Genomic DNA, 12,927 nt, shown 5'->3' with positions numbered 1-12,927 from the left:
GACAGCGTCGTGAATCAAGGAATGTGATCGAACCATGAACCAGACTGCACACCCCACCCATCGCTTCACCCACTACCGTAAAGTCATTTCCCTCGCGGATCAGGATTGGCAATGCGCTGAAGCCGGAAAAATCTCAGGGCTCAATGTCGAGGTCAAGACGCCCAATGTCCTGGTCGACCAATATGGCCGTACCCTCCATCACTTCTGCACCACGTCCTACCTGGGGCTGGATTACCACCCGGCCTTGCTGGATGGCGCCATGACCGCCCTGTGGGAAACCGGGACCTTGCGAGTCGCCAACTCCAGGAACCGCTGCAAGCTGGCGATCCTTGCGCAGTACGAGACCCAATTGTCGGAGCTGTTCGGCGCCAGTTGCCTCAGTGCGCTGTCGTGCAGCGCGGCGAGTGCCGGAATTCTGCCGCTGCTGGCCAGCGGTGCCTTCTCGGACAATCGATCGCCCGTCATGGTGTTCGACAAGCTGGCCCATTATTCGATGAATCACATCAAGGCGGCCTGCGCCGATGAAACCCAGGTGCTCACCTGTGCGCACAACGACATGGACTTCATCGAGGACGTGTGCAAGCGCCAGCGCAACGTGGCGTACGTGGCCGACGGCGCCTACAGCATGGGCGGCCTCGCGGACCTGGACAGCCTGATGTACCTCAAGCAACGGTACGGTCTGTTTCTCTACCTGGACGATTCTCATGCGCTGTCGGCCGTCGGGGAGCGCGGCATGGGCCTGGTCCGCTCGCGCCTGCCCGCCTTGGACGAGCGCACTCTGATCGTCGCTTCGCTGGCGAAATCCTTCGGGGCCAGCGGTGGGCTGGCGATGTTCGGCAGCGAACGGCACAAGGCGCTGGTGCAACGCTACGGTGGGCCGAGCAACTGGTCCCAGAGCTTGAACGCGGCAGCCATCGGTGCCGGCATGGCTTCGATTCGCCTGCACCACAGCCGCGAGCTCGGCAGCTTGCAGGAGCGTTTGCAGGCTAATATCCGCCTCTTCGACCGCCTCGTTCGTACCGAACAGCACGGCAGCCCCATGGCGATCCGACTGGTGCCTTGCGGTGAAACCACCCTGGCGAACAGCCTGGCGACCGAACTGGCCGAACGAGGGTACTTCACCTCGGCGGTCTTTTTCCCGGTGGTGCCCCAAGGCAAGGCTGCGATCCGTATTACCCTGCGCGCCGATATGGAGCCAAAGGTGATCAGCGAATTCTGCCAAGGCATCACTCAACTGCTGGCTGCCCACGGACGCGACATCCGCCCATGAAACGAGCCTCCTGATGAACAACCGCACCACCCTGATCGTCACCTGCACGACCGTGTTCCTGGCACAACTGGGCATGAGCATCTATTTGCCGGCCCTGCCTGACATCGCCCAGGCCCTGGGAACCGACGCCTCCCGGGTGTCCTGGGGCCTGGCGGCGTACCTGATCGGCATGGCCCTGCCGATGCTGTGGTGGGGGAGCCTGAGCCAGCGGCTGGGGCGCAAGGTGGTGTTGCTGGCGGCATTGGGGCTCTACGGCCTGAGCAACCTGGCCTTGCCGATGGGCAGCAACGCCGAGGCATTCCTGGCGATGAGGCTGATCCAGGGCATCGGCGCCAGCGGTATCTCGGTGATGGCACGGGTGCTGATTCGCGACAGTTTCAGCGGTGACCTGCTGGCCAAGGCCCTTTCATGGATATCCATCGCCTTCGTGGTGGCCCTCGGCATCGGTCAATACCTGGGCTCGTTGATCCAGGCTGCACTGGGTTGGGAGGCGATTTTCCAAGGGTTGGGCGCCACCAGCCTGGTCATGGCGGCGGCGGTCTCCCGGGCCAGGTTCCCGGTGGTGGCGCCGAGCCAGGACAGCCCATCGGCCTGGCGAATCTACGCCCGGATACTCAGGCACCGTCACTTTTTGCGACCGGCATTGGCCGGCGGGCTGGGTTACGGCGTGATCATTGCCTTCAATACCGCAGCGCCATTGATTCTGCAGGAAGGCTTTGACTGGTCGCCCATCGAATACGGGCTGCTGGGGTGGCCGATCAGCGCGGCGTACCTGCTCGGAGCGCTGACGGTCAATGCTTTCGTGCTGCGTACCGGCCAGCAGCGGATGATGGGCTGGGGCATTGCCCTGGTGTTGGCCGGCAGCACGATCATGTTGGTCAGCAGCCTGGCGCTGAGCCACGTCGCCTTGCTGTTCTGGCTGCCCTATTGTTTTGCGGTGTTCGGCCAGTCGGTCAACTACCCCATCAGCCTGTCCCTGGCCAACCAAGGCTCGCCGGTGGCCGGTGCCTATGCCATGGCGTTGAGCGGGTTCGTGCATCAACTGCTGGCTTCGGTGATCGGTGCCGTGGCCAGCCTGTTGCTGAGCCAACAGGCTTGGCCACTGGCGACGTTGTGCGCCTTGCTGGGTGTGGCGGCGATGGCCTGCGTGAGGTCCAGGCCGCCCCGGGTCGATTAGAACGCGCTGCGGAAAATTTCCTCGATCTGACGCTGGTCCGCTGCTCGGGGGTTGGTCAGGCCGCAGGCGTCTTTCAGCGCATTGGAGGCCAGGACCGGTACGTCATTGAGGCGTACGCCCAATTCACGCAAGCCGGCGGGGATGTCCACATCCTGGGCCAGGCTGCGGATCGCCGCGATGGCGGCCTGTGCGCCCTCTTCCGGGGTGGCACTCGGCGCGTCGAAGCCCATGGCCCGCCCCACGTCAGCCAGGCGAGCGGCGCACACCGTGGCATTGAAACTCTGCACATGCGGCAACAGCACCGCGTTGCACACCCCGTGAGGCAAGTCGTAGAAGCCACCCAGTTGGTGGGCCATGGCGTGCACGAAACCCAGCGAAGCGTTGTTGAACGCCATCCCGGCGAGAAACTGTGCGTAGGCCATGTTCTCCCGCGCCGCCAGATCGCTGCCGTCGCGCACGGCCAGGCGCAGGTTGTTGCTGATCAGGGTGACGGCTTTCAGGGCACAGGCATCGGTGATCGGCGTGGCAGCGGTGGACACGTACGCCTCGACCGCATGGGTCAGCGCATCCATGCCGGTGGCCGCCGTCAGGCCCTTGGGCATCGCGACCATCAGCGCCGGGTCGTTCACCGACATCAATGGCGTCACGTTGCGATCGACGATCGCCATTTTCACGTGGCGCGTCTCGTCGGTGATGATGCAGAAGCGGGTCATCTCGCTGGCCGTGCCGGCGGTGGTGTTGATGGCGATCAGTGGCAGTTGCGGCTTGCTGGAACGGTCCACGCCTTCATAGTCACGGATCTGCCCGCCGTTGGTGGCGCAAAGGGCAATGCCCTTGGCGCAATCGTGGGGCGAACCTCCGCCGAGCGACACGACGAAGTCGCACCCGCTCTCCTTCAGCAGCCCCAGCCCAAGCTCGACGTTGGCAATGCTTGGATTGGGCTTGGCGCCGTCGAAAATCACCGCATCGACGTCCTGGACTGCCAGCAGCTCAGCCACCTTGCCGGCCACGCCGGCCTTCGCCAACCCAGCGTCGGTGACGATCAAGGCCTTGCGAAAACCGTAGTTGCGAATGGCGGTCATCGCCTCGTCGAGGCAACCCAGGCCCATGATGTTCACGGCTGGAATGAAAAAGGTGCTGCTCATGGGACACGCTCCTGGAAGAGACCGGATCGGTAGGGGCATACAGGATTGACCGATCAGTCACGGCGTTCCTTGATCTGGCTCAAGAGTTTGTCGTGATAAAGTCGCGCCCTGCCTTTGCCACGTTTTGGATGAGCTTCGCGATGACCGATTTCCACGAATACGACGCCCGGCTTGAAGATTGGGCGGCCCTGCAGGCCAGCACCGACTTCAGCGGCCTGCTGTTGGGCAATGGTGCCAGCCGCGCGGTGTGGGACGATTTCGGCTACGACTCACTGTTCGAAAACGCCCGCACCGTCGAGGAAAAGCCCCTGAGCCCGTCGGAGTTGAGTGTGTTCGATGCGATGCAGACGCGCAGCTTCGAGCAGGTGCTCGGCGCGCTCAAGACCACCAGCCGGGTCAACAAGGCCCTGGCCGTCAGCTCCGCCGCCCCGCGCAATCGCTATTACGCGATCAAGGAAGCGCTGATCAATACCGTGCACGCGGTGCATATCCCGTGGCGACTGGTGCAGCCTTCCACGCTGGCGACGCTCAATCAGGCGTTGAGCCACTACCGCACGGTGTTCACCACCAACTACGACCTGCTCAATCACTGGGCGATCCAGCACGCGCCGGGCACCCTCACCGACCTGTTCACGGGCAGCGATCACCATTTCGACCTGAGCCAGGCGAGCACCGACAAACCGCGCCTGCTGTACCTGCACGGCGGCCTGCACCTGGTGCGCAACCAGGACGGCATGGCGCGCAGGTTGAGCTCCACCGAAGGCACGTTGCTGGGCAGCTTCGCCATCAACAACACGCTCAAGACCCTCGACGATGTGCCGCTGTTCGTGAATGAAGGCCCGAGCCAGGACAAGCTCAAGACCATCCGCAGCTCCGACTACCTGTCATTCTGCTACGACCAGTTGCTGCATCACGGCGACAACCTGTGCCTGTTCGGCCATGCCCTCGGCGAGCAGGACCGGCACATCGTCGACGCCCTTCGCCTGGCGGCCCCCAAGGTCGTGGCGATCTCGATCTACCCGCGCAGCCAGGCGTTCATCCAGCACCAGAAGCGCCACTACGCCAACGTGTTCCAGGGGTTGGCGGTGGAGCTGCGGTTCTTCGACGCCAAGAGTCATCCCCTGGGCGATCCGAAGCTGGCGGTGCCGGTGGAGGTTTGACCGCCCCCCCCCCATCGTGGCCTAGACGCTGGCGATGCCTGGCGACATGGCTATAACGTGATCGCCGTGCCCAGCAAGGTCAGGAACCCCGCCAGCCAGTTCGGATGTGCCGGCCAGGCCGGAGCGGTCGCCAGGTTGCCCTGGACATGGCCTTGAGTCACCGGAATGTCGATGTAGGTGCCTCCGGCCAGCCGCACTTCCGGGGCGCAGGCCGGGTAAGCACTGCATTCGCGACCTTCGAGGATGCCGGCGGCCGCCAGTAATTGCGCGCCGTGGCAAACCGCCGCGATCGGCTTGCCGGCCAGATCGAAATCCCGCACCAGTTGCAGCACCGTTTCATTCAGGCGCAGGTATTCCGGCGCACGCCCGCCCGGGATCAGCAATGCGTCGTAGTCGGCGGCGGCGACAGTGGCGAAGTCATGGTTGAGGGCAAACAGGTGCCCAGGCTTTTCGCTATAGGTCTGGTCACCTTCGAAATCGTGGATCGCCGTGCGCACCGTCTGCCCGGCGTTCTTGTCCGGGCACACCGCGTGCACGGTATGGCCGACCATCTGCAAGGCCTGGAACGGCACCATCACTTCATAGTCTTCGACGTAATCGCCGACCAGCATCAGGATTTTCTTGGCGGCCATGGTTGAGCTCCTTTGTATGCGAGAAGGGTGAACGCATTAAAGGTAGCCCGGTGGCCCGGCCATGCAGCGCCAACCCGGCATTACCGGACGGGCTGCACGAGGAGAGAGAAATAGGTCTGCTCGCGATGGCGGTGTGTCAGCCCACGGCAATGGGGCTGATGTACCGCTTTCGCGAGCAAGCTCGCTCCCACAGGGGCGGCGTCAGAGGTGTCCATCCGCGCGCAGCAGGGTCTCCAGGCAATGCTCGGTGACGTGATAGAACGCCTTGAGTTCCTGGATCTTGCGCAGCAGTTCGGTCGTATCGATGGGTTCGGCGCGCTTGACCGCCAGGATCATCTTGTTCTTGTTGGTGTGTTCCAGGGAGATGAACTCGAACACCTTGGTTTCGTAGCCACAGGCTTCGAGGAACAGCGCCCGCAGACTGTCGGTGACCATTTCCGCCTGCTGGCCCAGGTGCAGGCCGTATTGCAGCATGGGCTTGAGCAAGGCTGGGCTCTGGATCTGCAGGCGGATCTGTTTGTGGCAGCACGGCGAACACATGATGATCGAGGCGCCGGAGCGAATGCCCATGTGGATCGCGTAGTCGGTGGCGATGTCGCAGGCGTGCAAGGCGATCATCACGTCCACCGCGCTCGGCGCGACGCTGCGCACGTCACCGTGCTGGAAGCTCAGGCCCGGATGCTCCAGGCGCGCCGCCGCTTCGTTGCACAGCTTGACCATGTCTTCGCGCAGCTCGACACCGGTGACCACGCCCTCGGCCTGCAAGGTGTTGCGCAGGTAATCGTGGATGGCGAAGGTCAGGTAGCCCTTGCCCGAGCCGAAATCCGAGACCCGTACCGGCTTGTCCAGGGCCAGGGGCGAAGACGTCAGCGCATGGCTGAACACTTCGATGAACTTGTTGATCTGCTTCCACTTGCGCGACATCGCGGGGATCAGCTCGTGCTTGTGGTTGGTCACACCCAGGTCGGCAAGGAACGGCCGGCTCAGGTCGAGGAAGCGGTTCTTCTCGCGGTTGTGCTCGCCGGACGGCACCTCACGCAACTGCTGGGGCTTGCTCCTGAACAGCGAAGGCTTGCCCTTCTTGCTGTATTCCAGCTGCGCTTCGTCGGTGACCGCCAGCAGGTGCGCATTCTTGAACGACGCCGGCAAGAGCGCAGCAACGGTGTCCACCCCTTCGGCCAATGGGAAATTCTTGGTGATGTCGCGGGTCTTGTAGCGGTAGACGAAGGACAGGCACGGCTGCTCCTTGACCGTCAGCGGCTTGATGATCAACCGCTGGAGGTCCGCTTCATCCCCGACATGCTTGGCCAGTACCAGTTTGATGAAAGCGTTTTGCGCAAGGCTGGTGCGCAACAGCTCGATGAACTGGGCGTGATGATCCGGCGCGGGACGGGCGGGGGTGGCGGTAACGGACATGAACAAGCGGCCTCGGGGCGGGGCGAAACGGGAGTGGTGGGTATTTTAGGGGGGATGGGGTTCGAGGGCACGGGGAATTGGGAAATTAATGTGGCGAGGGGATTTATCCCCGTTGGGCTGCGCAGCAGCCCTCAAAAAAACAGGCGACCAGATCGCTTGGCGTTCCAGCCGTCGGCTCTTTGGGGGGCTTCGCCCCCAGCGGGGATAAATCCCCTCGCCACAACGATGTTCGACAGCAGATCTTCAGCCCAACACCACCAACCGGTTCGGCAATTCATTGCGCGCCTGGGTCACCGGCACGTGTTCCTTGAGCAAGGTGCCGCAGGCTTCGATGCAGTTCACGAAGCCCTGCAACGTCTGGCCCTGGCGCACCTGCTGGGTGAACGTGGCGACGATGGCGTCCCAATGCTTGTTGTCGAGGCGCTTGGAAATGCCCTCGTCCACCAGGATTTCCACGTAGCGCTCGGCCTCGCAGACGAAGATCAACATGCCCGTGCCGCCCACCGTGTGGTGCAGGTTCTGTTCGAGGAACTGCCGGCGCGCCAGGTTGGAGGCGCGCCAATGCCGTACGGAACGGGGGATCAGGTGCGTGGTGATGCGGGGAATGCGAAACACCAGGCACAAGCCGATGAAGCTGAGCCATTGCACCAGCAGCAAACTGTGCATCGCCAGCCAGCCCGTGAGGTAATGCACCACGCCGGGCACCACCAGGGCCAGCAGGCTGGCCCACAGCAGCGGGATGTAGGCATAGTCGTCGGCACGGGCGGCGAGCACCGTGACCAGCTCGGCGTCGGTATCCTGCTCGACCCGGGCAATGGCCTCGGCCACCTTGCGTTGTTCGTGTTCAGTCAGTAATGCCATGGTTAGAAATGCCCGTTCATTATTATTGTCACCAGCCGCCCGACGAACCGCCGCCTCCAAAACTGCCACCGCCCCCGCTGAAGCCTCCGCCGCCCCCTCCGTCGCTGGAGTCACCGCCGCCAAAACCACCACTGGAACCACTGCTACTGGAACCGCTGGAGCTGCCGATGCTTACGGGCAGGATGCCCAGCACCTGGCACACCATCACGGTGATGATAAACAGCATCACCAGCAGGACGAACAGCCACGGGTGCCGCTGGACGAAATCGCCCTCCTGCTGCTCGTCCGTGCTGTACACCGGCGCCGGTTCATCCAGCGGGCTGCCGCCCAGCACCACCAGCATCGCCGACACGCCGTCGCTGATGCCCTTGTTGAAGTTGCCGGTCTTGAACGCCGGGGTGATCACCTGGTTGATGATCACCGAACTCTGGGCGTCGGTCAGGCGGTCCTCCAGGCCGTAGCCCACCTCGATGCGCAGTTTACGGTCATCCCGGGCGACGATCAGCAGGGCGCCGTTGTTTTTATCCTTCTGCCCGATGCCCCAGTGGCGCCCGAGCAGATAGCCGAAGTCCTCGATCCTGGCGCCTTGCAGGTCTGGCACCGTGACGACGACCACCTGCTCGCCGGTCGCCTGCTCATGGGACTTGAGCTGCGCATCCAGTTGCTCGCGCACCGCCGGCTCAAGCAACTGGGCGGTGTCCACCACCCGCCCGGTCAGCGCCGGAAACTTCAACTCGGCCTGGGCCGTGACTGCAAACACCCAGAGCAACAGCACCAGGCCAAATTTCAACACGCGCATTGGAACTCCTGTAGGCGCCGGGTACCGATCAGAACTTCACCTGGGGCGCTTTCTCGGCATCGGGGCTGGTGGCCTCGAAGGTCTGGCGGACCGGCAGGTCGCTGTACATCACGCTGTGCCACAGGCGTCCCGGGAAGGTACGGATCTCGGTGTTGTACTGCTGCACCGCCAGGATGAAGTCGCGACGGGCCACGGCGATGCGGTTCTCGGTGCCTTCGAGTTGCGATTGCAGGGCCAGGAAGTTCTGGTTGGCCTTGAGGTCCGGATAACGTTCGGACACCACCATCAGCCGGCTCAATGCCCCGGACAGTTGATCCTGTGCCTGCTGGAACTGCTTGAGTTTTTCCGGGTTGTCCAGGGTGCTGGCATCGACCTGGATCGACGTGGCCTTGGCCCGGGCCTCGACCACGGCGGTGAGGGTTTCCTGTTCATGCTGGGCGTAGCCCTTGACGGTTTCCACCAGGTTGGGGATCAGGTCGGCACGCCGCTGGTACTGGTTCTGCACCTGGCCCCAGGCGGCCTTGGCCTGTTCGTCCAGGGTCGGGATGTTGTTGATGCCGCAACCGGCCAGCAGCGTGGTGAACAGCATCAGCACCAGCACCTGTAAGCCGCTGCGGTGGTTCAGTCGTAGATTCATCGGGTGAAGCTCTCCCTTGCATGACATTAAAAAACGCGGCCACCTATCGCCTCGGCGTCTAGGGCATAATCTGCCGCCGCACTGGATTCAATCAGGGCGATGGGCTAAAAGATGCGCGGTGCGAAACTAAGTTCAGCCCACCGGGCTCGAAAGTGTGCTGTATTTGACCGAACAACAATAGCCGCTCCTCACATTTTGGCTGACCGGCGTGTGCTCACCGCCCTTTAGGCTTGCGAGAAAACTATTCATGAAGAAGCTGTGTTTGCTGGGCCTGTTTGTCACCCTGGCCAGTCAATCCGTAGTAGCCGACAACCTGCCAGCCCCCATAGAGAACAAGGATGCCTTCATCAGCAACCTGATGAAGCAGATGACCCTCGAAGAGAAGATCGGCCAGTTGCGGCTGATTAGCATCGGCCCGGAAATGCCCCGGGAGATGATCCGCAAGGAAATCGCCGCGGGGAACATCGGCGGCACGTTCAACTCCATCACCCGCGATGAAAACCGTCCGATGCAGGACGCGGCCATGCGCAGCCGGTTGAAGATCCCGATGTTCTTCGCCTATGACGTGATCCACGGCCACCGCACCATTTTCCCGATCCCCCTGGCCCTGGCGTCGAGCTGGGACATGGACGCCATCTACCACTCCGGGCGCATCGCCGCCCAGGAAGCCGCTGCCGACAGCCTGGACATCACCTTCGCGCCGATGGTCGACATCTCCCGCGACCCGCGCTGGGGGCGGACGTCCGAAGGCTTTGGCGAAGACACCTACCTGGTGTCGCGCATCGCCGGGGTGATGGTCAAGGCGTTCCAGGGCAACGGCGCCAACGCCGCCGACAGCATCATGGCCAGCGTCAAGCACTTCGCCCTGTACGGCGCCGTGGAAGGCGGCCGGGACTACAACACCGTGGACATGAGCCCGGTGAAAATGTACCAGGACTACCTGCCCCCCTACCGCGCCGCCATCGATGCCGGCGCCGGCGGGGTAATGGTCGCGCTGAACTCCATCAACGGCATACCGGCCACGGCCAACACCTGGCTGATGCACGACCTGCTGCGCAAGGAGTGGGGCTTCAAGGGCCTGGCCGTGAGCGATCACGGCGCGATCTTCGAACTGATCAAGCACGGCGTCGCCCGGGACGGTCGCGAAGCGGCGAAGCTGGCGATCAAGGCCGGCATCGACATGAGCATGAACGACTCGCTGTATGGCAAGGAATTGCCGGGGCTGCTCAAGTCCGGCGAGATCGAGCAGAGCGACATCGACAACGCGGTGCGTGAAGTGCTGGCTGCCAAGTACGACATGGGCCTGTTCAAGGACCCGTACCTGCGCATCGGCAAGGCCGAGGATGACCCGGCCGACACCTACGCCGAAAGCCGCCTGCACCGCGCCGACGCCCGTGACGTGGCACGCCGCAGCCTGGTGTTGCTGGAGAACCGCAACCAGACCCTGCCCCTGAAAAAGAGCGCGAAAATCGCCTTGGTCGGCCCGCTGGCCAAGGCACCGATCGACATGATGGGCAGTTGGGCCGCCGCCGGGCGCCCTGCGCAGTCGGTCACGCTGTTCGACGGCATGACCCGCGCCCTGGGCGCCGAGTCGAAACTGGTCTACGCCCGTGGCGCCAACATCACCAGCGACAAGAAGGTGCTCGACTACCTGAACTTCCTCAACTTCGATGCCCCGGAAGTGGTGGACGACCCGCGTCCGGCCCAGGTGCTGATCGACGAAGCGGTGAAAGCCGCCAAGGACGCCGATGTGGTGGTGGCCGCGGTGGGTGAATCCCGTGGCATGTCCCACGAGTCCTCAAGCCGCACCGAACTGAACATCCCGGCCAGCCAACGCGAGTTGATCAAGGCCCTGAAAGCCACCGGCAAGCCGCTGGTGCTGGTGTTGATGAACGGCCGTCCGCTGTCGTTGCTGGAAGAACAGCAACAGGCCGATGCGATCCTGGAAACCTGGTTCAGCGGCACCGAGGGCGGCAATGCCATCGCCGACGTGCTGTTTGGCGACTACAACCCATCGGGCAAGCTGCCGATCACTTTCCCACGTTCGGTTGGGCAGATTCCGACCTACTACAACCACCTGAGCATCGGCCGGCCGTTCACACCCGGCAAGCCAGGCAACTACACCTCGCAATACTTCGACGACACCACCGGCCCGCTCTACCCCTTCGGCTACGGCCTGAGCTACACCGAGTTCAGCCTGTCGGACATGGCCCTGTCGTCGACCACGCTGAACAAGACCGGCAAGCTCGACGCCAGCGTGACGGTGGAGAACACCGGCAAGCGTGACGGCGAGACCGTGGTGCAGTTGTACATCCAGGACGTGACGGGCTCGATCATCCGCCCGGTGAAGGAACTGAAGAACTTCCGCAAGGTGATGCTCAAGGCCGGCGAGAAGAAGGTCGTCCACTTCACCATCAGCGAGGATGACCTGAAGTTCTTCAATGCCCAGCTCAAGTACGCCGCCGAACCGGGCAAGTTCAATGTGCAGATCGGCCTGGACTCCCAGGATGTGAAGCAACAGAGTTTTGAGTTGCTCTGATCCCCAGGCAACACAAAACCCATGTGGGAGCGAGCTTGCTCGCGATAGCGGCTTAACATTCAACTCAGATGTCGAACATCAGACCGCCATCGCGAGCAAGCTCGTTCCCACCGTTGTATCTGGGTGTTCAGGCTAGCCTCGCCGATCCAACAGGTTCACCACCAACCGGTCCACCCATCCCCACAGCCGCTGCTTGAACCGCTTCCACAGCGGTCGGCGCCGCCAGGCGTCGAGGCTGACTTGCAGGCTCTGGCTGAAATCGCGCTCGAAACTCGCCGCCACCGCCTGGCTGAGCCCGGGGTCCAGGGCTTCGAGGTTGGCTTCCAGGTTGAAGCGCAGGTTCCAGTGATCGAAGTTACACGAGCCGATGCTGACCCAGTCGTCCACCAGCACCATCTTCAGGTGCAGGAAACAGGGCTGGTACTCAAAGATCTTCACCCCGGCCTTGAGCAATCGCGGGTAGTAACGGTGCCCGGCGTAGCGCACGGAGGGGTGGTCGGTGCGCGGGCCGGTCAACAGCAGGCGCACGTCGATACCCCGGGCCGCTGCCTTGCGCAGGGAGCGCCGGACGTTCCACGTCGGCAGGAAATACGGGGTCGCCATCCAGATGCGTTTCTGGCCGCTGTTCAGCGCCCGGGACAATGATTGCAGGATGTCGCGGTGCTGGCGGGCGTCGGCATACGCCACCCGCCCCATGCCCTCGCCCGCCGGCGGAACACGTGGCAGGCGCGGCAAGCCGAAGTTGGAAGCCGGCTTCCAGGCGCGCCGATGACGGTTGGCGAGCCACTGGCGGTCAAACAGCAACTGCCAGTCGAGCACCAGCGGGCCGACGATTTCCACCATCACCTCGTGCCATTCGCTGCGATCATCCAGGGGGTTCCAGAATTCATCGGTCACGCCGGTGCCGCCCACCACTGCCAAGCGCTGGTCCACCAGCAACAACTTGCGGTGGTCACGGTAGAAATTGCGCACCCAACGCCGCCAGCTCAGGCGGTTGTAGAAACGCAGCTCCACCCCGGCTTCGACCAGGCGATTGCGCAGGCTGAGGGTAAACGCCAGGCTGCCGTAGTCGTCGAACAGGCACCGCACGCGAACACCGCGCTCGGCCGCCTGCACCAGGGCCTGGACCATCGCCTCGGCACAGTGCCCCGCTTCCACCAGGTACAGTTCCAGCTCGACCTGTTCCTGGGCGCGGGCGATTTCCACCAGCATGCGCGGGAAGAATTGCGGCCCGTCGATCAGCAGCTCGAAGCGGTTGCCGTCACGCCAGGGGAAGACCGGGCCGCTCATG

Annotated in this window: 11 protein-coding genes; 4 read left to right on the top strand and 7 right to left on the bottom strand. The window is 63.3% G+C overall.

The annotated features are described in order from the left end of the window. Positions 1-34 precede the first annotated feature (34 nt). Positions 35-1,270 (top strand): 2-amino-3-ketobutyrate CoA ligase, encoded by a 1,236-nt coding sequence (locus VM99_21235; protein AKK00474.1) that lies wholly within the window; start codon positions 35-37, stop codon positions 1,268-1,270. Between the two features lie 13 nt (positions 1,271-1,283). Next, positions 1,284-2,447 (top strand): MFS transporter, encoded by a 1,164-nt coding sequence (locus VM99_21230; protein AKK00473.1) that lies wholly within the window; start codon positions 1,284-1,286, stop codon positions 2,445-2,447. Here VM99_21230 and VM99_21225 read toward each other — a convergent pair. After that, positions 2,444-3,592, bottom strand: coding sequence for an alcohol dehydrogenase (locus tag VM99_21225; protein ID AKK00472.1), 1,149 nt, complete (start codon positions 3,590-3,592; stop codon positions 2,444-2,446). The genes VM99_21230 and VM99_21225 overlap by 4 nt on opposite strands. Positions 3,593-3,732: 140 nt before the next feature. On the opposite strand from VM99_21225, the gene VM99_21220 reads away from it, so the two are divergent. Further along, on the top strand, positions 3,733-4,752 hold the full coding sequence (locus tag VM99_21220) for a hypothetical protein (GenBank protein ID AKK00471.1): 1,020 nt from the start codon (positions 3,733-3,735) through the stop codon (positions 4,750-4,752). Positions 4,753-4,802: 50 nt separating this feature from the next. On the opposite strand, the gene VM99_21215 is transcribed toward VM99_21220, so the two are convergent. The 5 genes from VM99_21215 to VM99_21195 form a co-directional block, all read right to left on the bottom strand. Further along, complete coding sequence (locus VM99_21215) at positions 4,803-5,384, bottom strand: glutamine amidotransferase (protein AKK00470.1); 582 nt, start codon at positions 5,382-5,384, stop codon at positions 4,803-4,805. 201 nt (positions 5,385-5,585) lie between these two features. Then, entirely contained in the window at positions 5,586-6,800 is a 1,215-nt protein-coding gene (locus VM99_21210; protein ID AKK00469.1) for a methyltransferase, read from the bottom strand. Positions 6,801-7,043: 243 nt separating this feature from the next. Further along, the gene (locus tag VM99_21205; protein ID AKK00468.1) at positions 7,044-7,661 is read right to left on the bottom strand and encodes a membrane protein; all 618 of its coding nucleotides are present in this window, start codon (positions 7,659-7,661) and stop codon (positions 7,044-7,046) included. Positions 7,662-7,689: 28 nt separating this feature from the next. Next, positions 7,690-8,460, bottom strand: coding sequence for a methanol dehydrogenase (locus tag VM99_21200; protein ID AKK00467.1), 771 nt, complete (start codon positions 8,458-8,460; stop codon positions 7,690-7,692). Between the two features lie 28 nt (positions 8,461-8,488). Further along, positions 8,489-9,097 (bottom strand): lipoprotein, encoded by a 609-nt coding sequence (locus tag VM99_21195; protein ID AKK00466.1) that lies wholly within the window; start codon positions 9,095-9,097, stop codon positions 8,489-8,491. A 247-nt stretch (positions 9,098-9,344) separates the two neighbouring features. On the opposite strand from VM99_21195, the gene VM99_21190 reads away from it, so the two are divergent. Beyond that, positions 9,345-11,636 (top strand): beta-D-glucoside glucohydrolase, encoded by a 2,292-nt coding sequence (locus VM99_21190; protein AKK00465.1) that lies wholly within the window; start codon positions 9,345-9,347, stop codon positions 11,634-11,636. 132 nt (positions 11,637-11,768) lie between these two features. Here VM99_21190 and VM99_21185 read toward each other — a convergent pair whose 3' ends face one another. Continuing rightward, positions 11,769-12,926, bottom strand: coding sequence for a phospholipase (locus tag VM99_21185; GenBank protein AKK00464.1), 1,158 nt, complete (start codon positions 12,924-12,926; stop codon positions 11,769-11,771). Between the last annotated feature and the right edge of the window lies 1 nt (position 12,927).

Source organism: Pseudomonas chlororaphis (assembly GCA_001023535.1).
GTDB classification, from domain to species: domain Bacteria; phylum Pseudomonadota; class Gammaproteobacteria; order Pseudomonadales; family Pseudomonadaceae; genus Aquipseudomonas; species Aquipseudomonas chlororaphis_E.
This window is presented reverse-complemented; position numbering and strand designations above follow the sequence as displayed.

Bases quoted from the DNA above. Each gene is read 5' to 3' on its own strand.
- VM99_21210 (AKK00469.1), bottom strand. From the start codon at position 6,800: ATGTCCGTTACCGCCACCCCCGCCCGTCCCGCGCCGGATCATCACGCC.
- VM99_21215 (AKK00470.1), bottom strand. From the start codon at position 5,384: ATGGCCGCCAAGAAAATCCTGATGCTGGTCGGCGATTACGTCGAAGAC.
- VM99_21225 (AKK00472.1), bottom strand. From the start codon at position 3,592: ATGAGCAGCACCTTTTTCATTCCAGCCGTGAACATCATGGGCCTGGGT.
- VM99_21190 (AKK00465.1), top strand. From the start codon at position 9,345: ATGAAGAAGCTGTGTTTGCTGGGCCTGTTTGTCACCCTGGCCAGTCAA.
- VM99_21205 (AKK00468.1), bottom strand. From the start codon at position 7,661: ATGGCATTACTGACTGAACACGAACAACGCAAGGTGGCCGAGGCCATT.
- VM99_21220 (AKK00471.1), top strand. From the start codon at position 3,733: ATGACCGATTTCCACGAATACGACGCCCGGCTTGAAGATTGGGCGGCC.
- VM99_21185 (AKK00464.1), bottom strand. From the start codon at position 12,926: ATGAGCGGCCCGGTCTTCCCCTGGCGTGACGGCAACCGCTTCGAGCTG.
- VM99_21235 (AKK00474.1), top strand. From the start codon at position 35: ATGAACCAGACTGCACACCCCACCCATCGCTTCACCCACTACCGTAAA.
- VM99_21230 (AKK00473.1), top strand. From the start codon at position 1,284: ATGAACAACCGCACCACCCTGATCGTCACCTGCACGACCGTGTTCCTG.
- VM99_21200 (AKK00467.1), bottom strand. From the start codon at position 8,460: ATGCGCGTGTTGAAATTTGGCCTGGTGCTGTTGCTCTGGGTGTTTGCA.
- VM99_21195 (AKK00466.1), bottom strand. From the start codon at position 9,097: ATGAATCTACGACTGAACCACCGCAGCGGCTTACAGGTGCTGGTGCTG.